General features: G+C 68.9%; 26 protein-coding genes. 17 read left to right on the top strand and 9 right to left on the bottom strand.

The annotated features are described in order from the left end of the window. Positions 1-7 precede the first annotated feature (7 nt). Entirely contained in the window at positions 8-628 is a 621-nt protein-coding gene (locus ACIPQB_RS18675) for a TIGR02466 family protein (protein WP_446486759.1), read from the bottom strand. A gap of 59 nt (positions 629-687) precedes the next feature. On the opposite strand from ACIPQB_RS18675, the gene ACIPQB_RS18670 reads away from it, so the two are divergent. From ACIPQB_RS18670 to ACIPQB_RS18655, 4 genes are all read left to right on the top strand, one after another. After that, a complete protein-coding gene (locus ACIPQB_RS18670; protein WP_446486758.1) occupies positions 688-987 on the top strand; it encodes an antitoxin in 300 nt (99 codons plus the stop codon). Continuing rightward, the gene (locus ACIPQB_RS18665; RefSeq protein ID WP_446486757.1) at positions 984-1,262 is read left to right on the top strand and encodes a type II toxin-antitoxin system RelE/ParE family toxin; all 279 of its coding nucleotides are present in this window, start codon (positions 984-986) and stop codon (positions 1,260-1,262) included. Before ACIPQB_RS18670 ends, ACIPQB_RS18665 begins: the two co-directional genes overlap by 4 nt. A 19-nt stretch (positions 1,263-1,281) precedes the next feature. Continuing rightward, a complete protein-coding gene (gene uvrC / locus ACIPQB_RS18660) occupies positions 1,282-3,192 on the top strand; it encodes an excinuclease ABC subunit UvrC (protein ID WP_446486756.1) in 1,911 nt (636 codons plus the stop codon). A gap of 92 nt (positions 3,193-3,284) precedes the next feature. Continuing rightward, complete coding sequence (locus ACIPQB_RS18655) at positions 3,285-6,545, top strand: DEAD/DEAH box helicase (protein WP_446486755.1); 3,261 nt, start codon at positions 3,285-3,287, stop codon at positions 6,543-6,545. On the opposite strand, the gene ACIPQB_RS18650 is transcribed toward ACIPQB_RS18655, so the two are convergent. Both ACIPQB_RS18650 and ACIPQB_RS18645 read right to left on the bottom strand, forming a co-directional pair. Then, positions 6,532-7,725, bottom strand: a complete 1,194-nt coding sequence (locus ACIPQB_RS18650) for a saccharopine dehydrogenase family protein (RefSeq protein WP_446486754.1) — start codon at positions 7,723-7,725, stop codon at positions 6,532-6,534. The genes ACIPQB_RS18655 and ACIPQB_RS18650 overlap by 14 nt on opposite strands. A 77-nt stretch (positions 7,726-7,802) precedes the next feature. Continuing rightward, positions 7,803-9,089 (bottom strand): MFS transporter, encoded by a 1,287-nt coding sequence (locus tag ACIPQB_RS18645; RefSeq protein WP_446486753.1) that lies wholly within the window; start codon positions 9,087-9,089, stop codon positions 7,803-7,805. Positions 9,090-9,323: 234 nt separating this feature from the next. Here ACIPQB_RS18645 and ACIPQB_RS18640 point away from each other — a divergent pair, with 234 nt between their 5' ends. The 3 genes from ACIPQB_RS18640 to pgsA are packed head-to-tail and all read left to right on the top strand — an operon-like array spanning position 9,324 to position 11,899. Further along, a complete protein-coding gene (locus tag ACIPQB_RS18640; RefSeq protein WP_446486752.1) occupies positions 9,324-10,355 on the top strand; it encodes a TonB family protein in 1,032 nt (343 codons plus the stop codon). Positions 10,356-10,401: 46 nt separating this feature from the next. Continuing rightward, complete coding sequence (locus tag ACIPQB_RS18635) at positions 10,402-11,232, top strand: hypothetical protein (protein ID WP_446486751.1); 831 nt, start codon at positions 10,402-10,404, stop codon at positions 11,230-11,232. Between the two features lie 49 nt (positions 11,233-11,281). After that, complete coding sequence (gene pgsA, locus ACIPQB_RS18630) at positions 11,282-11,899, top strand: CDP-diacylglycerol--glycerol-3-phosphate 3-phosphatidyltransferase (RefSeq protein ID WP_446486750.1); 618 nt, start codon at positions 11,282-11,284, stop codon at positions 11,897-11,899. Between the two features lie 110 nt (positions 11,900-12,009). On the opposite strand, the gene fba is transcribed toward pgsA, so the two are convergent. From fba to gap, 4 genes are all read right to left on the bottom strand, one after another. Further along, entirely contained in the window at positions 12,010-13,101 is a 1,092-nt protein-coding gene (gene fba / locus ACIPQB_RS18625; protein ID WP_446486749.1) for a class II fructose-bisphosphate aldolase, read from the bottom strand. Between the two features lie 180 nt (positions 13,102-13,281). Next, a complete protein-coding gene (locus tag ACIPQB_RS18620) occupies positions 13,282-14,472 on the bottom strand; it encodes a phosphoglycerate kinase (RefSeq protein ID WP_446486748.1) in 1,191 nt (396 codons plus the stop codon). An 11-nt stretch (positions 14,473-14,483) separates the two neighbouring features. Next, on the bottom strand, positions 14,484-15,059 hold the full coding sequence (locus ACIPQB_RS18615) for a hypothetical protein (protein WP_446486747.1): 576 nt from the start codon (positions 15,057-15,059) through the stop codon (positions 14,484-14,486). A gap of 21 nt (positions 15,060-15,080) precedes the next feature. Further along, entirely contained in the window at positions 15,081-16,088 is a 1,008-nt protein-coding gene (gene gap / locus ACIPQB_RS18610) for a type I glyceraldehyde-3-phosphate dehydrogenase (protein ID WP_446486746.1), read from the bottom strand. A gap of 225 nt (positions 16,089-16,313) precedes the next feature. Here gap and ACIPQB_RS18605 point away from each other — a divergent pair, with 225 nt between their 5' ends. The 8 genes from ACIPQB_RS18605 (at position 16,314) to ACIPQB_RS18570 (ending at position 21,644) form a co-directional block, all read left to right on the top strand. Further along, positions 16,314-16,739: a hypothetical protein gene (locus ACIPQB_RS18605; protein ID WP_446486745.1), complete on the top strand. Its 426-nt coding sequence runs from the start codon at positions 16,314-16,316 to the stop codon at positions 16,737-16,739. Positions 16,740-16,742: 3 nt separating this feature from the next. Continuing rightward, positions 16,743-17,069, top strand: coding sequence for a cell division protein ZapA (locus tag ACIPQB_RS18600; protein ID WP_057184841.1), 327 nt, complete (start codon positions 16,743-16,745; stop codon positions 17,067-17,069). Between the two features lie 103 nt (positions 17,070-17,172). Continuing rightward, positions 17,173-18,120, top strand: a complete 948-nt coding sequence (locus ACIPQB_RS18595; protein ID WP_446486744.1) for a DUF6662 family protein — start codon at positions 17,173-17,175, stop codon at positions 18,118-18,120. Positions 18,121-18,142: 22 nt separating this feature from the next. After that, positions 18,143-18,670 carry an FMN-binding protein gene (locus tag ACIPQB_RS18590; RefSeq protein ID WP_446486743.1) on the top strand — a complete coding sequence of 176 codons (528 nt, stop codon included), beginning with the start codon at positions 18,143-18,145 and terminating at the stop codon, positions 18,668-18,670. After that, complete coding sequence (locus ACIPQB_RS18585; RefSeq protein WP_446486742.1) at positions 18,639-19,499, top strand: FAD:protein FMN transferase; 861 nt, start codon at positions 18,639-18,641, stop codon at positions 19,497-19,499. Before ACIPQB_RS18590 ends, ACIPQB_RS18585 begins: the two co-directional genes overlap by 32 nt. Next, complete coding sequence (locus ACIPQB_RS18580) at positions 19,496-19,951, top strand: hypothetical protein (RefSeq protein ID WP_446486741.1); 456 nt, start codon at positions 19,496-19,498, stop codon at positions 19,949-19,951. Before ACIPQB_RS18585 ends, ACIPQB_RS18580 begins: the two co-directional genes overlap by 4 nt. 295 nt (positions 19,952-20,246) lie before the next feature. Further along, positions 20,247-20,816, top strand: a complete 570-nt coding sequence (locus ACIPQB_RS18575; RefSeq protein WP_446486740.1) for a 5-formyltetrahydrofolate cyclo-ligase — start codon at positions 20,247-20,249, stop codon at positions 20,814-20,816. A 6-nt stretch (positions 20,817-20,822) separates the two neighbouring features. After that, complete coding sequence (locus ACIPQB_RS18570; protein ID WP_446486739.1) at positions 20,823-21,644, top strand: TIGR00282 family metallophosphoesterase; 822 nt, start codon at positions 20,823-20,825, stop codon at positions 21,642-21,644. Between the two features lie 161 nt (positions 21,645-21,805). Here ACIPQB_RS18570 and ACIPQB_RS18565 read toward each other — a convergent pair whose 3' ends face one another. Further along, the gene (locus tag ACIPQB_RS18565) at positions 21,806-22,318 is read right to left on the bottom strand and encodes a hypothetical protein (protein ID WP_446486738.1); all 513 of its coding nucleotides are present in this window, start codon (positions 22,316-22,318) and stop codon (positions 21,806-21,808) included. 125 nt (positions 22,319-22,443) lie between these two features. Between ACIPQB_RS18565 and ACIPQB_RS18560 the strand changes: the two genes are divergently transcribed. Next, a complete protein-coding gene (locus ACIPQB_RS18560; protein ID WP_446486737.1) occupies positions 22,444-22,857 on the top strand; it encodes an organic hydroperoxide resistance protein in 414 nt (137 codons plus the stop codon). A gap of 52 nt (positions 22,858-22,909) precedes the next feature. Here ACIPQB_RS18560 and ACIPQB_RS18555 read toward each other — a convergent pair whose 3' ends face one another. After that, positions 22,910-23,293, bottom strand: coding sequence for a BA14K family protein (locus ACIPQB_RS18555; protein ID WP_446486736.1), 384 nt, complete (start codon positions 23,291-23,293; stop codon positions 22,910-22,912). A 207-nt stretch (positions 23,294-23,500) separates the two neighbouring features. Here ACIPQB_RS18555 and ACIPQB_RS18550 point away from each other — a divergent pair, with 207 nt between their 5' ends. Further along, positions 23,501-24,256 (top strand): YebC/PmpR family DNA-binding transcriptional regulator, encoded by a 756-nt coding sequence (locus ACIPQB_RS18550; RefSeq protein ID WP_446486735.1) that lies wholly within the window; start codon positions 23,501-23,503, stop codon positions 24,254-24,256. Positions 24,257-24,291 lie beyond the last annotated feature (35 nt).

The raw sequence follows: 24,291 nt of genomic DNA, 5'->3' as shown, positions 1-24,291 counted from the left end.
TCGCCTTTCAGCGCCAGGCGTAGTTGAAGCTGATGCTGATCCGCTCGGCCTTGGCGGCGTTGGCCGGCACCTCGTGGCGCAGCCAGCTTTCCCACATCAGCACCGTGCCCGCCTGCGGCTGGACATAGACGAAGGTCTGGCGGTCCTCCGGCGCGTCGGCCTGGCGGGTCGGGGCGGCCATCATCAGCGGCAGGCGCGGATCCTCCAGCTTCAGGGCCGAGGCGCCCGGCGGGGTCGCGACATAGACCGTGCCCGACAGCACGCTGTGCGGATGGACATGGCCGCTATGGGCGCCGCCGGGCTTGAGGATGTTGATCCACAGGCTGTCCATCACCAGCCGCCCGCCGGCCAGCTCCAGGTTCAGGTCCCTGGCGAAGGCGACGGCGTGCTTGTCGAGCTTCTTTTTCAGGTCGGCGAACAGGCTGTCGCGCTGCGGCAGGTCGTCGAGCGAGGCATAGGAGGTGTAGCCGTTGTAGCCCTTCTCTCTGGCCCAGGCCCGGCCGGCCCGATCCTCGGCGGCGATTGCCCGGCAAGCCTCCTCCAGCTGGGCGTTGAAGACTTCGAACCCCTTGTCGGCGGCGAGACTGCCCTCGTAGAGGTGGGTGACGAAGAGCGGGCGCAGGGTCATGGGGCGTCATACCGCCCCGCCGCGTTGACGACAAACGGGGATGGGGGGATCATTACGACATGGCCGACGGTGAAATCACCCTCAAGATCGATGCGGCGCTCGCCGACAGCTTGCGCGCCCGCGCCGAGGAGGCGGGCCAAAGCGTCGAGGCATACGCCTACAGCGTCCTCGAGCATGGATTTGTGGAACGCCCCGGTTTCGAGGACGGCAACGCCCATTGGGACGAGGTTCAACGCATCGCCGATGAAACGGAACGTGATGGGGGCATTCCGTTGGAGGATGTGCAACGTTGGGTCGCCTCGTGGGATACCGACAACGAATTACCGCCGCCTGAACCCCGTCCGCGAAACGCTGAATGAGATCGGTCGAGATCTCGGCGCCTGCGCGGCGGGACATTCAATATCTGCGTAAATGGCTGGCCGAGCGGACACCGAGCGCAGCGAAGCGAGCGACGGAGACCATCCTTGCTTCCGCGGAGACATTGGCTGATTTTCCGGAACGCGGAAGACTGGTACGGGGCGGTCGCAGGGAGTTAATTGTCCCCTTTGGATCAGCGGGCTACGTTCTCCAGTACGTCGTTCTTCCCGAGCGGGTCATCTTGTCTCGGGTGTTCCATAGCCTCGAACGTCGCTGAACCGACCAGACTCGCCTATATGTCGCGCGTGACCGATACGACCACCGACATTCCCGCCGACACCGCCCTGAAGGGCGCCGCCCTGATCAAGGACGAGGTCTCGCGCCTGCCCGACGCGCCCGGCGTCTATCGGATGATCGGCGACAACGACGAAGTCCTCTATGTCGGCAAGGCCAAGAGCCTGAAGAAGCGGGTGGTGCAGTACGCCCAGGGCCGCTTCCACACCAACCGCATCGCCCACATGGTCGACGCCACGCGGTCGATGGAGTTCGTCACCACCCGCACCGAAGCCGACGCCCTGCTGCTCGAGATCAACCTGATCAAGTCGCTGAAGCCGCGCTTCAACGTGCTGCTGCGCGACGACAAGAGCTTTCCCGAGATCATGATCCGCCGCGACCACGCGGCCCCGCAGCTGCGCAAGCATCGCGGCGCCCACACGATCAAGGGCGACTACTTCGGGCCGTTCGCCAGCGCCGGGGCGGTGAACCGCACGCTCAACACCCTGCAGAAGGCCTTCCTGCTGCGCTCGTGCAGCGACAGCGTCTACGAGACCCGCTCGCGGCCCTGCATGCTGCACCAGATCAAGCGCTGCGCCGCCCCCTGCACCGGCCTGATCGCCCAGGACGACTACCAGGCCCTGGTCGACCAGGCCGAGGCGTTCCTGCGGGGCAAGTCCCGCGCGGTGATGGCGCTGATCGCCCAGCAGATGGAAGCCGCCGCCGAGGACCTGGAGTTCGAGCGCGCCGCCCGCCTGCGCGACCGCATCCGCGCCCTGGCCTCGGTGGCCCAGGAAAGCCAGATCAATCCCGAGACGGTGGAGGAGGCCGACGTCGTCGCCCTGCACGTCGAGGGCGGCCAGGCCTGCGTGCAGGTGTTCTTCTTCCGGGCCGGCCAGAACTGGGGCAACCGGGCCTATTTCCCGCGGGTGACCGGCAACGCCGAGGAGGAGGACGAGACCGCCAGCGAGGAGCAGCGGATACTGACCGCCTTCCTCGGCCAGTTCTACGACGACAAGCCCATCCCCCGCCTGATCCTGACCAATCTGGAACCGGCCGATCGCGAGCTGCTGAGCGAAGCCTTCTGCCTGAAGAGCGGCCGCAAGGTCGAGATCGCCACGCCCAAGCGCGGCGAGAAGGCCGACCTGGTCGGCCACGCCCTGACCAATGCGCGCGAAGCGCTAGGGCGGAAGATGGCCGAGGGCTCGGCCCAGACCAAGCTGCTGGCCGGGGTCTGCGAGGCCTTCGGCCTGGACGCCCCGCCCGAGCGGATCGAGGTCTATGACAACAGCCACATCCAGGGCACCAACGCCGTCGGCGGCATGATCGTGGCCGGGCCCGAGGGCTTCATGAAGGGCCAGTACCGCAAGTTCAACATCAAGAGCACCGAGCTGACCCCCGGCGACGACTACGGCATGATGAAGGAGGTGCTCAAGCGCCGCTTCGCCCGCCTAGTCAAGGAAGAGGAGGAGGGCGACAGCAGCGCCCGTCCCGACCTGGTGCTGGTCGACGGCGGCAAGGGCCAGTTGGACGCGGCTCTTGAGGTGATGGCCGACCTCGGCGTCGATGACATCGCCGTGGTCGGCGTGGCCAAGGGTCCGGACCGCGACGCGGGCCTGGAGCGGTTCTTCATGCCCGACAAGACGCCGTTCATGCTCGAGCCCAAGTCGCCGGTGCTCTACTACCTGCAACGGCTGCGCGACGAGGCCCACCGTTTCGCGATCGGCGCCCACCGCACCCGCCGGTCGATGGACCTGAAGAAGAACCCGCTCGACGAGATCGAGGGCGTCGGTCCCGGTCGCAAGAAGGCCCTGCTGCACGCCTTCGGCTCGGCCAAGGGCGTGGCCCGGGCCGGGGTCGAGGACCTGATGAAGGTCGACGGCGTCAGCCAGCCCCTGGCCGAACGCATCCACGCCTTCTTCCGCAAGGGGTGAGGCGGACGCGTTTACTTCCCACGCGCGCAAAGGCAGGATCGCAATCTTGAGACGGCGACCTGGTCCGCCGTTCCTGGCTTGCCGAGTCTCCAATGGCCGACGCGTCGCCCGAGTCCCTGGTCCCGGACACACCGGACCCTGTCGCCCTGATCAACGCCTGGCTCGCGGTCGAGGCGTTGCAGCCCCAGACCTTCCCCAACCAGGACGCCCTGTTGAAGGAATCCCCTGCGGCGGCGGGCAGGCGCGGCGGCCCGCTGCCTCGGGCTCCATTCCCGTTCGATCCGGCCCGCGGTCCGATGCCCTGGGAAACGCCCGAAGGCGACCGGGCGCGGCTGCGGATCGCCGACGACGAGGCCCTGGTCTGGTATGTGCCGCTGGGCTTCGTGCGCATGGAACCGGCGGTCGAGCGGCTGATCACCGAGGTCGAGCCGGACGGTCCTGAGCGCGAGAAGGGTTCGGGCGTCTCGGTGCTGGCCTTGGCGGCCTTCGACGAGGCCGGGCGCGCCCTGCCGTCCCACCTGCTGCTGTCGAGCTTCGGCTGGGCCTGCGGCCAGGTCCTGGCCGGCCGGATCGACCAGCTCCACCGCTTCGTCGACATCGAAACCGACCTCCGCCACCAGTTGGGCCAGGCCCTGGTCGAGCTGGACCTGGACGGCCGAAAGGCGCCGACCTCGCGACAGCGCTTCCGCGACGGCATGGCCGCGATCATGACCGCCCTGGGCCTGCCCGCCGATCTCCTGGAACGACCGCGGGTGGCGATCCGGGTGATCGGCGACCCGGACGGCGACCCGGTCGAGATCATCAACAGCTTCTATCTGCGCGACCTGCACCGGGTCCGCACGGCGCTGGAGGCCGGTGCGGGCGGCGCGACCCTGGCGGCCTATCTGGGCCAGGCGCCGCCGACCGCGCCCCTCGACGTCCTGGGCGACAAGGCGGTGCTGGAAAGCCTTGTCGCGCCGGCCCTGACGCCGCCGGCCCGCTGGCCGGCCCCGCGTCCGGCCCAGCTGGTCACACTGCAGCAGGCGGCGGTGAACGGGGCCCTGCGCCACTTGGCCGAAGGCGGCCTGCTGTCGATCAACGGTCCGCCCGGCACCGGCAAGACCACCCTGCTGCGCGACGTGGTCGCCGCCGTGCTGGGCGCACGCGCCGACGCCCTCGCTGCGCTGGACGACCCGGCCGCGGCCTTTACCCCGGTCGACCTCGTCGCCGAGAGCGGCCATCGCCGCGTCCTGCACCGCCTGCCCGCCGCGCTGCGCGGCTACGGTCTGGTCGTCGCCTCGTCCAACAACGCCGCGGTCCGCAATGTCAGCGCCGAACTGCCCCTGGCCGGCGCGGTCGATGCTCCGGACGAGGTCCGCTACTTCGCCGAAACCGCCCGAGCGGCGCAGGGCGGGGAGGCGGAGTGCTGGGGCCTGATCGCCGCCGTGCTGGGAAATCGCAAGAACCGCGGCGAATTCGTCGAGAGCGCCTGGTGGCATCCCGACTGGGGCCTGGAGAAGTATCTCGGGGCCGCGGCCGGGCGCGTCGAGGCCGAACCGCCGCCGATCGTCGTCGCCGAAAAGCCGCCCCGCACCCGGGCCGAGGCCCTCGAACGCTGGCGGCGCGCCCGGCTGGACTATCGCGAACGCAAGGCGACCGTGGACCGGCTGCTGGCGACGCGCGACCAGATGCGCTGGGCCCTGCGGGGCGGCGCGGCGGCGCAACAGGCGGTCGAGGATGCGGTCTCGGCCCACGCCGCCGCCTGCGCCGACGCCGAGGCGGCCGACCAGACCCGACGCGACGCGGCCCAGGCCGCCGCCCGGGCCGAAGTCGCCCTGGGCGACGCCCGCCGCCTCTGCGACGGCGCGGCGGCATTGCGGCCGGGCCCGATCGCCCGGCTGCTGAACGGTGACGAGAGTTGGCGGGAAATCCAGGCCCGCGCCCTGGCCCGGCTGGACCAGGCGCTCGCCGACCAGGCCGCGGCGCGGGCCGAGGAGGACGCCGCCGCCCGGCGCAGCCGCGAGGCGACGGCGCGGGCGGCCGCCGCCGAAACCGCCGCCGCCGGGGCTCGCGACCAGCGCTCGACCCTGCGGGCGCTGGAGGCCGAATGCGCCGCCCTGTTCGCCGACGGCCATGCCGGCCCGTCATTCTGGGAGGGCGACCATGCGCGGATTCACACCGCCAGCCCGTGGGCCGACCCCGAACTGACCCAGGCCCGGGACCAGCTGTTCGCCGCGGTGATCGCCCTGCACCGGGCGTTCCTCGACGCGGCGGCGCGGCCGATGAAGTCCAATCTGGGCCTGATGATGGACCATCTGAAAGGCCGCCGCCCGCCGTCGGGCGCCGACGTCCATCTGGGCGACCTGTGGGACAGCTTCTTCCTGCTGACCCCGCTGGTGTCGACGACCTTCGCCTCGTTCGACCGGCTGATGGACGGCATGGGCGAGGGGTCGCTGGGCTGGCTGATCGTCGACGAGGCCGGCCAGGCCGCGCCCCAGGCCGCGACCGGGGCGCTGTGGCGAGCGCAGCGGGCCCTGGTCATCGGCGATCCGTTGCAGATCGCGCCGGTCTCGACCGTTCCCCAGGGCCTGGTCCGGGCGATCTTCGCCAGCCACGGCGCTCATCCGGACGTCTGGGCCGCGCCCCGCGCCTCGGCCCAGACCCTGGCCGACGCCGCCAGCCCGCTGACAGCCACCCTGGGGTCGGGCGCCGACCGGCGGCGGATCGGCATGCCGCTGCTGGTTCACCGGCGCTGCCAGGAGCCGATGTTCTCGATCTCCAACCAGATCGCCTATGACGGCCTGATGGTCCATGCGACCGGCGGGTCCGGCTCGGTCATCCGCGACGCCCTGGCCGACATCGCGCCCGGCAGCTGCTGGCTGGACGTCGTCTCCAGCGCGCCCAAATGGAGCCCGCAGGAAGGCGAAGCGGTGCTGGCCCTGCTGGATCGGCTGGCCGAGAAGGACGTGCGGGATCCCGACATCTACCTGATCGCGCCGTTCCGCGACGTCGCCGACAAGCTCCGGGCCGCCGTGCTGCGCAGCGGGGTCCTGGAGCGGCTGGGCGTGGAGTCCGGTCCCAAGCGGTGGAGCGAGACCCATATCGGCACCGTCCACACCTTCCAGGGCAAGGAGGCCGAAGCGGTGTTCCTGGTGCTGGGGGCCAGCGCCGAGGCCAGCCGCGGCTCGCGCGACTGGGCCGGCCAAACGCCCAACATCCTCAATGTGGCGGTGACCCGGGCTCGCAAGGCGCTCTATGTCGTCGGCCGGCGCGAGGCCTGGCGGACGGCCGGCGTGTTCGCGACGGCCGCCCAGGCCCTGCCGGTCGCGACCCTGCCGGTATCCGCCGTCGCCGAGGCGGCTACTCCACCGTGAACCTCAGCCCCGCCTCCCGTTCCAGCCGCTCGACCAGCTTGCCCTGCATCGCCGCGCCCGGGGTCCAGATGCCGCCGGCCAGCTCGGGCGACTCCTGGACCAGGCACAGGGCCGCCTGGGCGATCATCTTGCTGGTCGAGCCGTAGCCGGGATCCTTGTCGCCCTTGACGCCGGCTCGCACCTGGCGGCCGTCCGGCCCGAGGCCGACGAACAGCAGGTCGTAGAAGCCGGCCTCGCGTTCGGCCAGGCTGGGGCCCTCGCCGGGCTTGGGACCGTCCTCGGCGCCGAGGCTGGCGTTGCCGGCGGCGACCGCCTTGGCCGCCGCCTCGCCGGCCTCGCCCGGGCCGGTCAGCACCATCTCGTCATAGACGAAGCCCTCGCCATAGGCCTGGCCCATCAGCAGGTTGGAGCGGTGGACGTTGCGGGTGTTGATCGCCGCCATCACGAACGGCGCGGCCCAGGCGCCCAGGTCCTCGTCATAGGCCACGGCCGCGCCGGATGGCTGCCGGGGGCCGGCGAAGCCGGGGGTCAGGGAGAAGGGGTCCTTCAGCAGCTCGACCACCGACGGGTCGCGGGCGGCGGCGGCCAGGGTGGCCTTGAGGCTGGCGGCGGTGCCGCCCGAGAACTTGCCACGCATGGCCCGCACCCGGCCCTTGACCCGGGCGACTGGGGCGCCGAACTGCTTGATCGCCTCCTGCTGCAGGAACCAGACGCCCAGCTCGAAAGGGATGGAGTCGAAGCCGCAGGAGAAGACGATGCGCGCGCCGCTGGCCTTGGCCGCGGCCTCATGGGCCTCGATCATCCGGCGCATCCAGACCGTCTCGCCGCAGAGGTCCAGATAGTCGGTTCCCGCCTGCGCGCAGGCGGCGACCAGGCCCGAGCCGTAGAGCTGGTAGGGGCCGACGGTGGTCAGCACCGCCTTGGTCCGCGCCACCAGGGCCTGGAGCGAGGCCGGGTCGTCGGCGTCGGCGATCACCAGCGGGGTGTCGGCCATGGGGACGCCCGTTTGGGCGCCGATTTCGTCGCGCACCGCCGCCAGCTTGTCGGCGCTGCGGCCGGACATCGCCCACCGGACCTCGCCGCCGGTCCCGTAGCGCCGGGCCAGGTGCTCGGCCACCAGCCGGCCGGTGAAGCCGCTGGCGCCGTGGACGATGACGTCGAATTCCGCTGACCGCTTCATCAGGTCGCCTCCCGCGATTTGTCGTTGGCCGACAGAGTGGCGCGGATAGGCGGCGGAGGCAAACGGGTGTTTGATTTTTATGTCGCGGGCGGGGTCGACGGCTTCAGCGCTGCAAGCCCGCCGAAGCTCAGCGCCGCCGCCACGGCCAGATAGGCGCCCACCGGGACCAGCCCGCCGCGGTCGGCCAAGGCCTGGGCGATCATCGGCGCCAGGCCGCCGCCGAGGATGCCGCCGACATTGAAGGCGGTCGAGGCCCCGGTATAGCGCACCCGGGCCGGGAACAGGTCGGGCAGGAAGGCGCCCAGGGGTCCATAGACGAAGCCCATGACCAGCAGGCCCAGAGCCAGGAAGGCGAAGATCAGCGGCAGAGAGCCCGAGCCCAGCATCGCCGGCAGCAGGGCTCCGACAGCGACGGTCATGGCGCAGCCGGCCATCAGCACCCGGCGCGGATTGGCCGCGTCGGCCCAGTAGCCGGCGGCGACGATGCCGGCGGCCATGAACAGGATCGCCCCCAGCTGCACGCCCAGCATGGCCGAGCGGCTGTAGCCCAGGGTGGTCACGCCATAGCCGAGGGCGAAGGCGGTCATCAGATAGTAGACGGCGAAGCAGCAGATGGCCGCCAGCGTGCCGCACAGGGTGGCCCGCCAATGGCCGCGCAGCAGCTCGCCCAGCGGCACGGCCGGCGGCGGCGCGTGGGCCAGGGCCTCGGCGAAGGCTGGGGTCTCGGTCAGCTTCAGCCGCACCCACAGCCCCACCCCGACCAGGGCGGCGCTGCCCAGGAACGGCAGCCGCCAGCCCCAGGCCAGGAACTGTTCCGGCGTCAGCAGGACGCCCAGCAGCAGGAACAGCCCGTTGGCGGCGATGAAGCCGACCGGCGCCCCCAGCTGCGGGAACATGCCGAACCGCGCTCGCCAGCCCACAGGCGCGTTCTCGACCGCCAGCAGCGCCGCCCCGCCCCACTCGCCGCCCAGGCCGAAGCCCTGGCCGAACCGCAGCAGGCACAGCAGGGTCGGGGCCAGCCAGCCGGCCATGGCGTAGGTGGGCAGGAAGGCCACGGCCAGGGTCGAGCCGCCCATCAGCAGCAGCGAGGCCACCAGGGTCGACTTGCGGCCGATCCGGTCGCCGAAATGTCCGAAGGCCACAGCGCCAAGAGGCCGGGCGATGAAGGCCACGCCGAGGCTGGCATAGGCCGCCATCAGCTGGGCCGAGGCCGACTTAGCCGGAAAGAACAGCGGTCCGAACACCAGCGAGGCGGCGGTGGCGTAGATGTAGAAGTCGTAGAACTCGACCGCCGTGCCGACCAGGCTGGCGGTCAGGACGCGGCGGGTGGAATTGGTCGCGGTCGGTTCAGTGGTCTTAGCCATGACGCCCTTCGAAAAACTTCGCCATGGCTTGGCGTTCGGAAACCTCCGCGTCAACCGAGCCGACGCAAGAAACAACCCCTTCCAAGGCCTGGCCGCTTCCCTCGCGAACAAATCCGACCGCCGTTCAAGCTACATGCGGCATGCCCGTGCAAGAGCAACGGTCTCCAGGGAAGGGCGGCAGCACCTTCCTCAGGTTGCGCGGATCTGCTAGCGCTGCCTTGGGGGAATTGTCCAATGTTCGATCCGCGTCCTGTTCTCGTCGTTGTTCTGTGGTTGATCGTCGCCAATAGCGCGCAAGCACAAGAGGCCTCAGCCTTCGACACGCAGCTAGAGCCCCAGGCTCCGCTGGATTTGGCCATGTCTCCGAAGGATCCTGATCCGGCCCACTACTATCCCGACCGCGCTCAGCGCATGGAGAAGGGCGGCAGCGCCCTGCTCTCATGCACGGCCGACCCGCAAGGTGGGCTGAGCGACTGCGCGCTGCTCAGCGAGGCGCCCGAGGGCTGGGACTTCGGCGCCGCCGCGCTGAAGATGGCCAAGGCCGGCCTGATCCGGAAAGCGCCGGTCGGGGGTGCGGCCGGCAAGGTGATCGTTCCGGTCGTCTTTGAGCCGGAAGGGACCAGGACGCCCGGAGGCCTCAGGAAGCCGGCCCTACCGCGCCGCGTGGCAGGCGCCCTACCGAAACCTGTCTCAAGCGTCGCTCCGGGGGAGACCATCCTAGCCTTCCCGTTCGCCTTCAATCGGACTGCGGTGCTGAGCGCCGACCTCACCGGCTTCAGCATCTGGGTCAAAGGCGTAATGGCGCCGGCGGGCAGCCCGGGCTTCTATGCCGGAACCTTCTATTGGAGTTTGGCCAAGGCGAGCGGAGAGGTTTGGTGTTTCCTGCCGTCGCCGACCACCGCTCCGGCCAAGGCAGTCTGCGTGATGGTCTTCGCAAAGCTGGCGGTCATCTTGCCCAACATCAATCCCTACGTGATCACCAGCTTCGCGTCGTCATCTGGAACATTCAACTACGCCAACGCACCCCGCTTCGAAGAGAAATTCGTCGACATCCCCGGCGACCTGCACCTGGAATACCGCTTCCGGCGCTGGACGAAGACCGAGGTTCAGATTGAAGAACTGGCCGGTGGCCGGCGGGCGAGTATCCTGTCGCTGCCGCTGAATTCCGATGGCCGGGCGAAACTGGAGACCCTGGCCGGCGACTATTGGCTGACGCCGGCGGCCGGCGCGTCGAACCGCGTCGAGGTGAGCGCGGCGGCGCCATAGACCGAACATCCAGCTAGTTCGCGACACGATCCATGGGGAAAACTGAATGTCCAAGATGCTTCGCGGCATGACCGCGACCTTGGCCCTGGCGGCCGCCTTTTCGATCGACCTGTCGCCATCGGCCGCCCAGGTTCAATCCAACCCGCCCTCGGGGTTGGACGCGAGCATCACGCCTCAGCCGCCGGTGACCACTCCCTCATCTCCCCCCTCGACCTCGGCCTTTGTCGTCTACGGCGCCCCGTCGCGACCGCGGCCTGTGGCCCCCTATCGACTGGCGGGCGAAAAGCCGACACCCGCCGCTCGCGTCAAGCCGGGCGGGGTGATCGTCGCCTTCCCCTTCGCCTATAATCGAACCGCCGTGCTCACCGAGAACTCGGAGCCGGGCAAGTCCAAGCCCCTGCTTCGGACGGGAGCGCCGGGCTACTACGCCGGAACTTTCGGACTACCCGGCCAGGCCCAGGGCTTCGACATCTGGTGCTTCAAGTACGCGGAACCGCCGTTGGGCTATCTCTGCGCCCACCCCTATAGCCAGGGTCCTGGCGGTTCTGGCCCAGGCGCCGGAGTCGTCAACGTCAAGAACACCTACGTCTTCAGCGCCGTGACCTTCCTTTCAGGACGCGCCGTGAGCCGCATCGAAGCCTTCGTGTTCGAGGAAAAGCCCGTGGAGATCCCCGGCGATCTGCGCATGGAATATCGCTTCAAGCGCTGGACCAAGACCGAGGCGCGGATCGAGCAATGGGCGGGAGGGCGGCGGGCCGATGAATGGGTCTTCAAGCGTCGCCCCGATGGCAGTGTCCTGTTGCGCACGCTAGCCGGAGCCTATCGGCTGACACCGGCCGCCGACGCGCCGGACGAGGCCGACATTAGCGAGCGTTGAGCGCCGCCCCCATAGCCCTTCGCCGCGTTCATGCGTTAGAACCGGCGCCATGAAAGCCCTGCCCAACATCCTGACCTCCGCCCGGCTGGTCATCGCCCTGTTCATGTTCGTGGCCCTGGCTGCGGCGGCCGGCGGGGTGCCGGGGCTGAGCGACCAGCTGAGCGCCGAGCAGCAGTTTTCGCTGCAGCGCTGGGCGTTCTGGGCGTTCGTGGTGGCGGCGGTGACCGATTTCTTCGACGGCTGGCTGGCCCGCAAGCTGGACGCGGTCAGCGTCTGGGGCGCGATCCTCGATCCGATCGGCGACAAGATCCTGGTCTGCGGCGCCCTGCTGGGGCTGATGGCCCTGGGGCCCAACCCGCTGGTCATCCTGCCCGCCGGCCTGATCCTGTTCCGCGAATTCGCCGTCAGCGCCCTGCGCGAGGTCGGGGCCGGCAAGGGGATCAAGCTGCCCGTCACCCTGCTGGCCAAGTGGAAGACCACCCTGCAGCTGGTGGCGATCGGGGCCGAGCTGATCCTGGTCTCGTGGAGCGCCTTCGGCCTGCCCAACGAGCCGAGGGTGTTCGGCCCGGCCAGCCTGGCGACCCACGCCCTGCTGTGGGTCGCCGCGGTGGTGACCCTGGTCACCGGCGCGCAGTACTGGGAAGCCGCCCGCAAGGCGCTGGTCTAGAGGCTCGCCTCTCGCACCTCTTCCCGCCTTCCCTCCAAGGCGCCGTCCAACGAACAAGGCCTCCCAGGTCGCCCTGGGAGGCCTCGTCATCTCGACGAACGCTGCGGTTCTTAAGCCGCCGCCGCCTTGGTCTTGACCGTGCCGAACTTGGGGTTCAACTCGCCGGAGACATAGCGCTTGGCCATGGTCGCGGTCGGCAGGGCGCGGATCTTGCCGGCGTGGCCGGCCGAGCCGAACTCGACGAAGCGGGCCTGGCAGACCTTGCGCATGGCCTCCTTGGCCGGCTTCAGATAGGCGCGCGGATCGAACTCGCCGGGCTTTTCGACCAGGATCTTGCGGATCGCGCCGGTGATCGCCAGGCGGTTGTCGGTGTCGACATTGACCTTGCGCACGCCGTGCTTGATGCCGCGCTGGATCTCCTCGACCGGTACGCCCCAGGTCTGGGGGATCTCGCCGCCGTACTGGTTGATGATGTCCTGCAGGTCCTGCGGAACGCTGGACGAGCCGTGCATCACCAGGTGGGTGTTGGGCAGGCGGCGGTGGATCTCCTCGATCACATGCATGGCCAGGACGTCGCCGTCCGGCTTGCGGGTGAACTTGTAGGCCCCGTGGCTGGTGCCCATGGCGATGGCCAGGGCGTCGACGCCGGTGGCCTGGACGAAGTCGACCGCCTGGTCCGGGTTGGTCAGCAGCTCGTCATGGCTGAGCACGCCCTCGAAGCCGTGGCCGTCCTCGGCCTCGCCCATGCCGCTCTCAAGCGACCCGAGCACGCCCAGCTCGCCCTCGACGGATACGCCGCAGCTATGCGCCATCTCGACCACCTTGCGGGTGACCTCGACATTGTACTCGTAGGTGGCGGGGGTCTTGGCGTCCTCCATCAGCGAGCCGTCCATCATCACCGAGGTGAAGCCGTACTGGATCGCCGTGGCGCAGGTGGCCGGGCCGTTGCCGTGGTCCTGGTGCATGCACACCGGGATGTTGGGATAGATCTCGGCCAGGGCGTCGATCATCCGGGCCAGCATGATGTCGTTGGCGTAGTTCCGCGCTCCGCGCGACGCCTGGATGATGACCGGCGAGTCCACGGCTTCCGCCGCTTCCATGATCGCCAGGCCCTGCTCCATGTTGTTGATGTTGAAGGCGGGCAGGGCGTAGTCGTGCTCCGCCGCATGGTCCAGCAACTGTCTTAGCGTGATCCTCGCCACGTGGTGTTCTCCTGCAAGCGTGAAGTGTTTGGGTGATTTCTTGTTGTTGGGGCTCTGACGCTTTTGCGTTCTTTGCCCGGGTCGCCTGTTCCGCTCTCCCGGTGAAGGCCGGGACTTCCAACTGAGCGGGCCCGCATGGCCCCGGCTGGCGCCGAGGCGGGCGGAAGTTGGTGTTTCCTCCTAGACCTCCAGGGCGGCGACGCCCGGAAGCGTCTTGCCCTCCATCCATTCCAGGAACGCGCCGCCGGCGGTCGAGACGAAGGTGAAATCGCCGACGACGCCAGCGTGGTTCAGCGCCGACACGGTATCACCGCCGCCCGCCACCGCCACGATCTTACCCGACTTGGCGAGTTTGGCGGCGTGTTTTGCCGCCGAAACGGTCGCTTCGTCGAACGGCGGCACCTCGAAAACGCCCAAAGGGCCGTTCCAGATCAGGGTATTGCTCGAATTCATGGCGTCGATCAGGCGCTGGGCGCTTTTCGGGCCGGCGTCGAGGATCAGGTCGTCGGCCTCGACGGCGCCCAGGTCGCGGGTCTGGGCGTCGACGCCGGGGGCGACCTTCTTGGCCACCACCACGTCGATCGGCAGCAGCAGCTCGCAGCCGCTCTTTTCTGCGGTGGCGATGATCTGGCGGGCGGTGTCGGCCAGGTCCTTCTCGCAGAGGCTGCCGCCCACGTCATGGCCCTGGGCGAACAGGAAGGTGTTGGCCATGCCGCCGCCGATCGCCAGGCGGTCCAGCTTGGCGACCAGATTGTTGAGCAGGTCGAGCTTGGTCGAGACCTTGGAGCCGCCGACGATGCCCAGCACCGGCTTCTTGGGGTTGCCCAGGGCGGCGTCCAAGGCGTCGAGTTCGCGTTGCATGGCCAGGCCCGGATAGGCCGGCAGTAGGCGGGCCAGGGCTTCGGTCGAGGCGTGGGCGCGGTGGGCGGCGCTGAAGGCGTCGTTGACATAGAGATCGCCGTTCGCGGCCAGCTGGGCGGCGAAGGCGGCGTCGTTCTTCTCTTCGCCGGCGTGGAAGCGGACGTTCTCCAGCAGGGCCACGCCGCCGTTCTCCATCGCATTGACGATTTCGGCCGCGGCCGGGCCGACGCAGTCGCCCGCGAAGGCCACCGGCTGCTCCAGCAGCTTGCTCAGCGGCTCGGCGACGAAGGCCAGGCTCATTTCGGGGACCACCTTGCCCTTGGGCCGGTCGAAGTGGGCCAGCAGCACCACCTTGGCGCCCTTCAGTGACAGGTAGTGAATGGTCGGCAACGCCGCGCGCAGCCGGGTGTCGTCGGTGATCTTGCCGCCATCGACCGGCACGTTGAAGTCCACCCGGACCAGGGCGCGCTTGCCGGCGAGATCGGCGGTGTCGAGGGTGCGGAAGGGCATGGGTGTGTCTCTTACGGTTTGAGCTCGCGCCCAGGCTTTTGGGGCGCCTCTTGTAGGTGTCCGTCGACGATATCGAAGAAACGCCAGTCGGCTTTTCGTGCTCTTCGTACTTCGACTCGCGTGGGGTTGAAGCTTTCGATCGACGCGATATCGGCCAGATATTCGCGGTCGTCAGGATTTTCGAGGAACTTGGATCCGCACCACCCGTCGGTGGCGCTGAAGTAGACCGCAGTCGCGACCTTTCCTGCCAACCAGTCGCCAATCAGCTCTTTCGCCGCGTTTGCCGCTCTGAAAGAGTCTGTGTCATCGTAGACGCCGTCGTCTGGCAGGTGAGTGTGCCAATTGCCGAAGGCGACGGTCAATTCGTCGTCAGAGGTGCTGATGAACACCTCCTCAGTCGCCGCGCCGAGATGCGACCCGATCCGGAGAACTAGGTGGTCCGGATCCCACCACTCCCAGTCTCCCGACTTGGTGGTCGGCCAATCTTGGAATTCTTGATAGATCGCCGCGCTCCATTCCGTCACCGGCTGGGCCGGTGACGGAACATAGGGGACGCCGATGGTTGGAGGAGCGGCCGTCTCCGACATGACCAACTCCCCCAACGCGCCTTACAGGAACTTCGCCATCACCAGGGCCGTATCGGCCATCCGGGTCGCGAAGCCCCATTCGTTGTCGTACCAGCTGAGCACGCGGACCAGCTTGCCTTCGATGACCTGGGTCTGGGGCAGGGCGGCCGTCGAGCTGGCGGCGATGTGGTTCAGGTCCGACGACACCAGCGGGTCGGTGGTGGTGAACAGCACGCCGTTCATGTCGCCGTCGGCGGCGGCCTTCAGGGCGGCGTTGACTTCGTCGACCGTGGTGTCGCGCGACGGCACGACCTTCAGGTCGATGACCGAGACGTTGGGGGTCGGCACGCGGATCGAGCTGCCGTCCAGCTTGCCCTTCAGGGCCGGCAGCACCAGGCCCAGGGCCTTGGCGGCGCCGGTCGAGGTGGGGATCATCGACAGGGCCGCGGCGCGGGCGCGGTAGAGGTCCTTGTGCATGGTGTCCAGCGTCGGCTGGTCGCCGGTGTAGCTGTGGATCGTGGTCATGTAGCCGCGCTCGATGCCGACCAGGTCGTGCAGCACCTTGGCCACCGGGGCCAGGGCGTTGGTGGTGCACGAGCCGTTGGAGACGACGATGTCGTCGGCGGTCAGGACGTCGTGGTTGACCTTGTAGACGATGGTCTTGTCGGCCCCGTCGGCGGGGGCGGACACGAGAACGCGCTTGGCCCCGGCCTTCAGGTGCAGGGCGGCCTTGTCGCGGGCGGTGAAGATGCCGGTGCACTCGAAGGCGATGTCGACGTTGAGGTCCTTGTGCGGCAGCTCTTCCGGGTTGCGGATCGCCGTGACCTTGATCTTGCCCATCCCGACGTCGATCCAGTCCTCGCCGGACGTGACCGTGCCGGGGAAGCGGCCGTGGACGCTGTCGTAGCGCAGCAGGTGGGCGTTGGTTTCGACGGGGCCCAGGTCGTTGATGGCGACGACCTCGATGTCACGGCGGCCATGCTCGGCGATGGAGCGCAGGACGAGACGTCCGATCCGGCCGAAGCCGTTGATGGCGACGCGAAGAGCCATGAGGTCTTTCTCCTAACGATCGTTCGGCCGAGGCGACCGACGTTCCTTGATTTTGCAGGGGGTTTTGCGGTGCGGGGCGGGGAAGTCAACCCCTATGGACGCGGGGGACCGCTCACATCGCATGACCTATTGTTATCCGAAGCGTTTCATCGCCCAATTGTCGCCATGGCGGGTGGCGAAGCGGGCAGCAGTCTATATGTTGCGCCGCATGATGGGACGATGCCGATGACCCCGGGCGAAGGGAACGCCCTCGAGCTCGCCGCGCGCCGCCTGGAGCGCGCCGTGGCCCAGCTGGAGCAGAAGATCACCGCCGAGCGCGCCGCCCGGCCGACGCCGACGCCGACGTCCGACGCCGCGACGGGCGAGTCGGCCCAGCACGCGCCGGCCGGCCTGTTCGACGCCGACGCCGAGGCCAAGGCCCTGCAGCTGGCCGCCGAGCTGGAAACCGCCCGGGCCCGCGAGCGGGCGTTGGAGGAGGCCGGCGAGCAGGCCTCCGAGGCCTTGGGCCGGGCGATCGCCGAGATCCGCGCCGCCCTGGGCGACGAGACCCTGATCTCCGAGGGCGTGCACGACGACGAGGACGAGGCGCGCGACGACGAGGGCCAGGACCTGTTCGGCGCCCCTCTGGACCGTCCGGAAAGGGAGGCCTGAGCCATGGCCCAGCTGACCATCCAGGTGAACGGCCGCCCCTACACCGTCGGTTGCGAGGACGGGCAGGAAGCCCACCTGCTGGAGATCGCCCGTCTGTTCGACCGCCAGGTCCGCCAGGTCAGCGCCGACGTCGGCCAGCTGGGCGAGACCCGGCTGTTCCTGATGGGCGCCCTGCTGCTGGCCGACGAGCTGTCGGATCTCAAGCTGCGCCTGGCCCACGCTCAGTCGGAACTGGCGCGCCTGCAGACCGAGCAGACCCGCGTCGAGATCCGCGCCATCAAGGCCCTGGACGCGGCGTCGGAGAAGATCGAGGCGCTGGTCCAGGGCTAGCCCCCAACCTGGCGAATTCTCCGGGCGGAGCCGCGCCTTGACGAGGCCTGGCGCAAGGCCGATAGATGCGAACAATTCTTATTGTCGTTCGCAACGGATGTTCATGTCGATCTTTGACGCCTTCAAGGCCCGCAGTTTGGCCCTCGCCCTGGCCTGCGCGGCCGTCGCGGGCGTCGCCCACGCCGACGAGCCGCTGTTCGGCTACGTCTACACCACCGACGTCCTGCCCAAGGGCCAGAAGGAGATCGAGCAGTGGGCGACCCTGCGCGAAGGCCGCAGCAACGGCGACTTCCACGTCTTGCAGGCGCGCACCGAGTTCTCCTACGGCCTGACCGACCGGCTGCAGGCCTCGGCCTATCTGAACCTGGCCTATGCCGACGTCTATCATAACGACCCCGACGGCCTGACCGCCCCGCCCGAAATCTTCGCCGACTATTCGACGGATCCCGACAAGCGCATGAAGCGCGGCCGGTTCGAGGGGATCTCCGGCGAGCTGATCTATCGTCTGGCCAGCCCCTACACCGCCCCGGTCGGCTTTGCGGTCTATATCGAGCCGACCATCGGGCCACGCACCCGCGAACTGGAATCGCGCGCCATCCTGCAGAAAAACTTCCACGACGACCGGGTGGTGCTGGCCGCCAACCTGACCGTCGGCCAGGAGTGGCGCTATCTGCAGGGCGACCCCGGCGCGGATCCGGGCAGCGTGGAGCTGAACGACCACTGGGACAAGGAGACCGACGTCAATTTCGGCCTCGCCGGCTCCTACCGTTTCCGGGCCAACTGGTCGACCGGGCTGGAGCTGCTGAACGAGCGCGAGTGGGCCGGCCTCAACCCGTTCAAGTCGGAACACCGCAACAACGTCGCCTACTACTTCGGCCCCAACATCCACTATGGCGGCGAGCACTATTTCGTCACCGCCACCTTCCTCAAGCAGTTGCACGGGGCCAAGGACTACGCCAATCCGCCCCCTGGCTTCATCATCGGCGGCATCACCAACGCCGATGATTTCGAGAAATACCGCCTGCGCCTGAAGGCCGGCTTCTATTTCTGATCGCTGACGAGATCACCGCGCCATGAAATCCCGTTTCGTCCTCGTTCCCCTGGCCCTGCTCGCCCCGGCCGCCGCCCATGCGACGGTCTATCTGAGCGTCGAGCAGGCCCAGGCCCAGATGTTCCCCGGCGAGCCCCTGAAGCCGGAGTTCCGCACCCTGACCGACGCCCAGTTCGCCGCGATCCGCAAGGATTCCGGCGAGACGCCGCTCAGCCGCGAGGTGAAGGCGTGGCGGGCGCGGGACGGCGGCTGGTTCATCCTCGACGAGGTGGTGGGCAAGCACGAGTTCATCACCTTCGCCGTGGCGCTGGACGCCTCGGGCGCGGTCAAGGGCGTCGAGATCCTCGACTATCGCGAAAGCTACGGCGGCCAGGTGCGCGGCCAAGCCTGGCGGGCCCAGTTCACCGGCAAGCGCCATGGCGCGGCGCTGAAGCTGGGCCAGGACATCAAGAACATTTCCGGCGCCACCCTGTCGTCCAAGCACGTGGCCGACGGCGTGCGCCGCCTGCTGTCGACCCATGCCCTCGTCCTCGCGCCCGGCGCCCATTGAACGGGCCCGGCCGCTGCTGGGAACCCTGGTGGCGGTGCGGGCGGAGTTCGATGATGCGGCGATCGGCGCGGCGGCGGTCGCGCGGGCCTTCGACGAGATCGCGCGGATCCACCAGCTGATGAGCTTCCAGGCGCCCGACGGCGATTTGGCGCGGCTGCGGCGCGCCCGACTTGGCCAGGCCGTGGCGGTCGACGCCCGCACCCGCGCGGTGCTCGCCTTCGCTCTGGCTCTAGCGGACGAGACCGACGGACGCTTCGACCCCACGCTCGGCGCGGCGGCAGTCGCGGCCGGCGGCCTTTCGGGCGCCGTCCATGATGACGATCTCGCGCCGACCGGCGACTGGCGTGACGTGAGGCTGGACGGCGACGGCGTGACTTTGGGCCGACCGGTCTGGCTCGACCTTGGTGGCGTGGCCAAGGGCTACGCCGTCGACCGGGCGATCGCGATCCTGGTCGAGGCCGGCGTGCGCCAGGTCTGCGTCGACGCCGGCGGCGACCTGCGGATCAGCGGCCCCGACGCCGAGCCGGTGCGGTTGGCGGCCGGCGGCGACGAGGCGGCGGCGATCATCGAGCTGGCCGACGGGGCGGTGGCGTCCAGCGGCGGCGGCAGGCTCGGCATGGCGGTCCATTTCGACGGCCGCGACCGCCGGCGCGTCGACTCCGCCCATTTCGCCAGCGTCGTCGCCCCGACCTGCATGGTCGCCGACGCCCTGACCAAGGTGGTGCTGGCCGATCCGCAGGCCGCCATGCCGGTCCTGGCCCGCCACGCGGCCCGGGCCTATAGCCACGACGCCGCGCGAGGGTGGCGAATCTGGGAGCCCGCCTCATGAAGCGGACCATGTGCAAGCCTTTGCCGGCCCGCCTGACCCATCGTCGGCGGCTGGCGGTCAATCTGTCGGGGCTGGTGCTGTGGGGTTCGGGCGTGGTCTGGCTGGGCCTGCACTATTTCGCCGTCCGCCAGGGGGAGTTCGGGCCCGAGCAGAGCCCGGTCGAGCCCTGGGCGCTGAAGGTCCACGGCGCCGTGGCCTTCCTGGCGCTGTGGCTGGGCGGATTGCTGTGGGGCGTGCATGTCGTCAACGGCTGGGGCCAGAACCGCCGCCGCGTCTCCGGCGGCGTGCTGCTGGGCGGCTTCCTGTTGCTGATCGTCAGCGGCTATCTGCTCTATTACGGCGGCGAGGCCGGGCGGCCGGCGATCTCGCTGTTCCACTGGGTCCTGGGCCTGGGCCTGCCGGCGCTCTATGTCGCCCATCGGATCCTGGAGCGCCGCAAGGCCGCGGGGTGAACGCCGCGACAAACGCGCCGCCCCCTATCGCCGGCGCGCCGGACGCCCTATATTGACCGGCGGCGGGTCAGCTGTGGCCCTCGTCGAAGATTTCTATTCCCAGGGACCTTAATCTCTCTATCGGGATCTGTTCCCTCCCGTGGCCGTGGCTGCGGGAACACGGAGCCCACCTGTAACAAACAGGTTCGAGTGGATTGAAACGTCTTCACGGTTCTTCACGGCGCCGCCACCTTCCTCTCTCCGTCCGATCGGACCCGCGCTTCGCGACGGGCGCGATGACGGCTAGAACCTCCCCATGACGATCGCCGATCCCGCCGCCGCCAAGACCGCCCTGCGCCTGCTGGTCCGCAACCGCCGCAAGGAACTGGCCCGCCAGCAGCCGGAGGCCGGCAAGATGGCGGCCGAGCGGGCGGCCGGGCCGCTGAGCGCCCGCTTTCCCGAACCGGCTGGAAAGGCGGCTTCCCTCTATATCGGCCTGGGCTCAGAGATCGACGCGGCCCCCCTGGCCGACTGGCTGGCGGGGCAGGGCTGGACCCTCGCCGCCCCCAGCGTCGAGGGGGAGGTCGGCCAGATGGTGTTTCGCCGCTGGACGCCGGGCGCGCCGCCCGACGCCTCGCACCCCGTCGTCGAGCCCGACCTGGTCGTGGTGCCGCTGCTGGCCTTCGACCGCGACGGACGGCGCCTGGGCCAGGGCGGCGGCTATTACGACCGGGCGCTGGAGGCCCTGCGCGCTCGCCGCGAGGTCTTCGTCCTGGGCCTGGCCTACAGCGGCCAGGAGACCCACGGCCTGCCCCGCGAACCGCATGATCAAGGATTGGACGCCATTTTGACTGAAAGCGAGTATATCGCCGTCCGAAAGGACTAATCTCCCATGCACTTCGCCTTCTTCGGGGACGTCGTCGGCAAGTCGGGCCGCGACGGCCTGGCCGACCACCTGCCCGCCCTGCGTCGCCAGCTTTCGCTGGAGTTCGTGATCGTCAACGCCGAGAACGCCGCCGCCGGCTTCGGCATCACCGAGAACACCGCCCGCGAGCTGTTCGAGGCCGGGGCCGACTGCCTGACCCTGGGCAACCACAGCTGGGACCAGCGCGAGGCCCTGACCTACATCGTCCGCGAGCCGCGGCTGATCCGGCCGGCCAACTATCCGATCCTGTCCGACGCGCCGGGCAAGGGCAGCCACCTGTTCCAGACCGAGGGCGGCCGAACCATTATGGTCATCAACCTGCTGGGCCGGGTGCACATGGACGCCATGGACGACCCGTTCGCCGCCGCCGACCGCGAGCTGGACAAGGCCCCGTTGGGCCAGGTGGCCGACGCGGTGGTGGTCGACATGCACTGCGAGGCCACCTCCGAGAAGATGGCCATGGGCCACTATTGCGACGGCCGCGCCTCGCTGGTGGTGGGCACCCACACCCACGTGCCGACCGCCGACGCCCAGATCCTGCCCGGCGGCACCGCCTACCAGACCGACGCCGGGGCCTGCGCCGACTATGACAGCGTCATCGGCAACCAGAAGGAAGAGCCCCTGCGGCGCTTCACCACCAAAATCAGCGGCGGCCGCTACACCCCGGCCTCGGGCCCGGCCACGGTCTGCGGCGTGTTCGTCGAGACCGACGACCGCACCGGCCTGGCGATGCGGATCGAGCCGATCCGGGTGGGGGGACGGCTGAAGGAGACGGTGCCGGCGGTGTGAGCGGAACTAACGACGCGCGGGCTTGCCGGCGGCCTGAGGCGGAGGCGCGGGACGGGTGGGCGCGGTTCCCGACGGCATAGGAACATTGACCTTGAAGGTCGGGAAGATCGTGCCGCGCTCGACCGGATTTCCCGAACTGGGTGCTTTGCGTTCGCTCTGATTCACGGCGCCGCCTCGTCGTCGAAGATGATCCTAAGATAGCCTTCGGTTTCCCGTTCCGCCAGGGTCACAAGCTTGGGGTCGGGTTCGAAACCCTCAGGGAAATGTTTGCGTTCGGCGTCCAACTGAAGCCGACGCAGCTTCTGCAGCCTTTTGCTGATCTCCTGATCGGTCAGGCGGCCCGCATAGATGTCGGTCCATTCCGCGTCCGCGTCGATCCAGATGGTTTCCATCGCAATCGTCAGATCGCTGGCGGCCCGATGCAGCTTGGCGAACGGAAACACCCCCTTGAGCGCATCAAGGAGCTGCGCGGCGGCGATAATGCCCGCCCAGAGAAATGGAAGATCCTTCCACACGACCCAGCCCGCGATCGCGCCGCTTGAGCTGACGGCCTTGATCAGCTCGATCGCCCGCACGCGCCTGGCGAGGCGATTCCGATAGAGGCGCATGTAGATGCCGGCGGCTTTGACCTGTCTCAGTTGCGCCCAGTAGAGATTGGGGAGTTGTACCGCCATGGCGAGACTCGGTGTGAATGTCACCCATAGGTTGTTTCAAGCGTCACCGCAAGGCAAGCTCGCGGCGGTGTTGCGGTTGTCATGCATCGGGTGTCCATTTGGGGTTTTGCAGAAGGAGCTCCCCCATGACCGACGCCATCTACACCGCCCACGCCCATGCGATCGGCGGACGCCAGGGCACCGCGAAGACCGACGACGGCCACCTCGACGTCAAGCTGGGCTACCCCAAATCGATGGGCGGCAATGGCGAGGGCACCAATCCCGAGCAGCTGTTCGCGGCCGGCTACGGGGCCTGCTTCCTCGGCGCCCTGGGGCTGGTGGCCCGCAACCAGGGGATCAAGCTGGGCGAGCACAGCCTCGACAGCGAAGTCGACCTGATCAAGGACGAGACCAGCTTCCACATCGGCGTGCGCCTGACCCTCAACGCCCCTGAGCTCGACCGCGAGACGGCCGAGAAGGTGCTGCACGCCGCCCACGAGGTCTGCCCCTATTCCAAGGCCACCCGCGGCAATGTCGAGGTGGTGCTGAAGGTGGCGTGACCTGGCCGGGGACAGGCGCATGCGCCTGTCCCCGGTCTTGGTTGCTGACCCCCTACAGCCGGCAGCGACGCCAGGCGCCGGGCCGCAGTCGGTAGCTGTCGGTGCGCGGATTGTAGCTGCGATAGCGCATCTGGCAGGCGCGGACGTGCTGGTACCAGCTTCCGGGCCGGCCCCAGTGCGACGGCGGCGGCGGCGGACGATGGCCCCAACCGGGGTTCCAGTGGCCATAGCCCGGACGGGGCGGCGACGGCCGGGTCGGGTTGGGACGCGGCGGCGGCCGGTTGGGACCGGCTCCGGGACCGCCTGGGCCGCCGTAGCCGGGACCGGATCCGCCGGGCGGCCGGTTGCGGTCCGGCGCGTTGCTCTGGGCGGTGGCGGTCAGGGGCGCGATCGCCAGCAGGGTCGCGCCGATGGCGACGAGTATCGATCTCTTCATGAGCGTCTTCTCCCGGGATGGAGCCCGCGATGCGGTCTCCAGGCGCGCCTCGCCCGACAGCTTGGCTTCAACCCTAACCATCTGCGATGGCGGAGGTTCCCGCCGAACGTGCGTCGATCAATGCAAGCCGGGTGACAAAACCCCGCTCCAGACGCTAGAAGCGCCGCCAACCTTTCTTTCCATCTCCAGTCAGAGAAGAGCCTCCGAATGGCCGGCCACTCGAAATTCAAGAACATCATGCACCGCAAGGGCCGCGCCGACGCCGCGCGCTCCAAGCTGTTCTCCAAGCTGTCGCGGGAAATCACCGTCGCCGCCAAGGCCGGCCTGCCCGACCCCAACATGAACCCGCGCCTGCGCCTGGCGGTCAACAACGCCAAGGCCGAGAGCCTGCCCAAGGACGTCATCGACCGGGCGATCAAGAAGTCGCAGATGGGCGACGCGGCCGACTATACCGAGATCCGCTACGAAGGCGTCGCGGCCGGCGGCGTCGGCATCATCGTCGAGGTGCTGACCGACAACAAGAACCGCGCCGCCGCCAATGTCCGCTCCTATTTCACCAAGCTGGGCGGCAACATGGGAGCCACCAATTCGGTGGCGTTCAACTATGACCGGGTCGGCCAGATCAGCTATCCGGCCAAGGTCGCCAGCGAGGACGAGATGATGGAGGCGGCCATCGAGGCCGGCGCCGACGACGTCGTCTCCGACATGGACGAGGAAGGCGAGGGCCACACCGTCTACACCGCCTTCGAAGGCCTCAACGAGGTCGCCGCCGCCCTGGAGGCCCGCTTCGGCCCGGCCGCCAACACCAAGATCGCCTGGCGTCCGAAGATGCAGGTGCCGGTGACCGGCGAGGCCGTCGCCACCCTGATGAAGCTGCTGGACGCCCTCAACGACGACGACGACGTCCAGGCGGTCTATTCGAACGAAGAGATCAGCGACGAGGACGTGGCGAAGCTGGGCTAGCGTTTTCGCCGGAGGCGGAGCGAGAGGAGGCCCTC

The organism is Caulobacter sp. LARHSG274 (assembly GCF_052871235.1).
The sequence above is the reverse complement of the archived record's forward strand: the minus strand, read 5'-3'. Positions and strand labels throughout refer to the sequence as shown.

Bases quoted from the DNA above. Each gene is read 5' to 3' on its own strand.
- ACIPQB_RS18675 (WP_446486759.1), bottom strand. From the start codon at position 628: ATGACCCTGCGCCCGCTCTTCGTCACCCACCTCTACGAGGGCAGTCTC.
- ACIPQB_RS18670 (WP_446486758.1), top strand. From the start codon at position 688: ATGGCCGACGGTGAAATCACCCTCAAGATCGATGCGGCGCTCGCCGAC.
- ACIPQB_RS18665 (WP_446486757.1), top strand. From the start codon at position 984: ATGAGATCGGTCGAGATCTCGGCGCCTGCGCGGCGGGACATTCAATAT.
- uvrC (WP_446486756.1), top strand. From the start codon at position 1,282: ATGTCGCGCGTGACCGATACGACCACCGACATTCCCGCCGACACCGCC.
- ACIPQB_RS18655 (WP_446486755.1), top strand. From the start codon at position 3,285: ATGGCCGACGCGTCGCCCGAGTCCCTGGTCCCGGACACACCGGACCCT.
- ACIPQB_RS18650 (WP_446486754.1), bottom strand. From the start codon at position 7,725: ATGAAGCGGTCAGCGGAATTCGACGTCATCGTCCACGGCGCCAGCGGC.
- ACIPQB_RS18645 (WP_446486753.1), bottom strand. From the start codon at position 9,089: ATGGCTAAGACCACTGAACCGACCGCGACCAATTCCACCCGCCGCGTC.
- ACIPQB_RS18640 (WP_446486752.1), top strand. From the start codon at position 9,324: ATGTTCGATCCGCGTCCTGTTCTCGTCGTTGTTCTGTGGTTGATCGTC.
- ACIPQB_RS18635 (WP_446486751.1), top strand. From the start codon at position 10,402: ATGTCCAAGATGCTTCGCGGCATGACCGCGACCTTGGCCCTGGCGGCC.
- pgsA (WP_446486750.1), top strand. From the start codon at position 11,282: ATGAAAGCCCTGCCCAACATCCTGACCTCCGCCCGGCTGGTCATCGCC.
- ACIPQB_RS18620 (WP_446486748.1), bottom strand. From the start codon at position 14,472: ATGCCCTTCCGCACCCTCGACACCGCCGATCTCGCCGGCAAGCGCGCC.
- ACIPQB_RS18615 (WP_446486747.1), bottom strand. From the start codon at position 15,059: ATGTCGGAGACGGCCGCTCCTCCAACCATCGGCGTCCCCTATGTTCCG.
- gap (WP_446486746.1), bottom strand. From the start codon at position 16,088: ATGGCTCTTCGCGTCGCCATCAACGGCTTCGGCCGGATCGGACGTCTC.
- ACIPQB_RS18605 (WP_446486745.1), top strand. From the start codon at position 16,314: ATGACCCCGGGCGAAGGGAACGCCCTCGAGCTCGCCGCGCGCCGCCTG.
- ACIPQB_RS18600 (WP_057184841.1), top strand. From the start codon at position 16,743: ATGGCCCAGCTGACCATCCAGGTGAACGGCCGCCCCTACACCGTCGGT.
- ACIPQB_RS18595 (WP_446486744.1), top strand. From the start codon at position 17,173: ATGTCGATCTTTGACGCCTTCAAGGCCCGCAGTTTGGCCCTCGCCCTG.
- ACIPQB_RS18590 (WP_446486743.1), top strand. From the start codon at position 18,143: ATGAAATCCCGTTTCGTCCTCGTTCCCCTGGCCCTGCTCGCCCCGGCC.
- ACIPQB_RS18585 (WP_446486742.1), top strand. From the start codon at position 18,639: ATGCCCTCGTCCTCGCGCCCGGCGCCCATTGAACGGGCCCGGCCGCTG.
- ACIPQB_RS18580 (WP_446486741.1), top strand. From the start codon at position 19,496: ATGAAGCGGACCATGTGCAAGCCTTTGCCGGCCCGCCTGACCCATCGT.
- ACIPQB_RS18575 (WP_446486740.1), top strand. From the start codon at position 20,247: ATGACGATCGCCGATCCCGCCGCCGCCAAGACCGCCCTGCGCCTGCTG.
- ACIPQB_RS18570 (WP_446486739.1), top strand. From the start codon at position 20,823: ATGCACTTCGCCTTCTTCGGGGACGTCGTCGGCAAGTCGGGCCGCGAC.
- ACIPQB_RS18565 (WP_446486738.1), bottom strand. From the start codon at position 22,318: ATGGCGGTACAACTCCCCAATCTCTACTGGGCGCAACTGAGACAGGTC.
- ACIPQB_RS18560 (WP_446486737.1), top strand. From the start codon at position 22,444: ATGACCGACGCCATCTACACCGCCCACGCCCATGCGATCGGCGGACGC.
- ACIPQB_RS18555 (WP_446486736.1), bottom strand. From the start codon at position 23,293: ATGAAGAGATCGATACTCGTCGCCATCGGCGCGACCCTGCTGGCGATC.
- ACIPQB_RS18550 (WP_446486735.1), top strand. From the start codon at position 23,501: ATGGCCGGCCACTCGAAATTCAAGAACATCATGCACCGCAAGGGCCGC.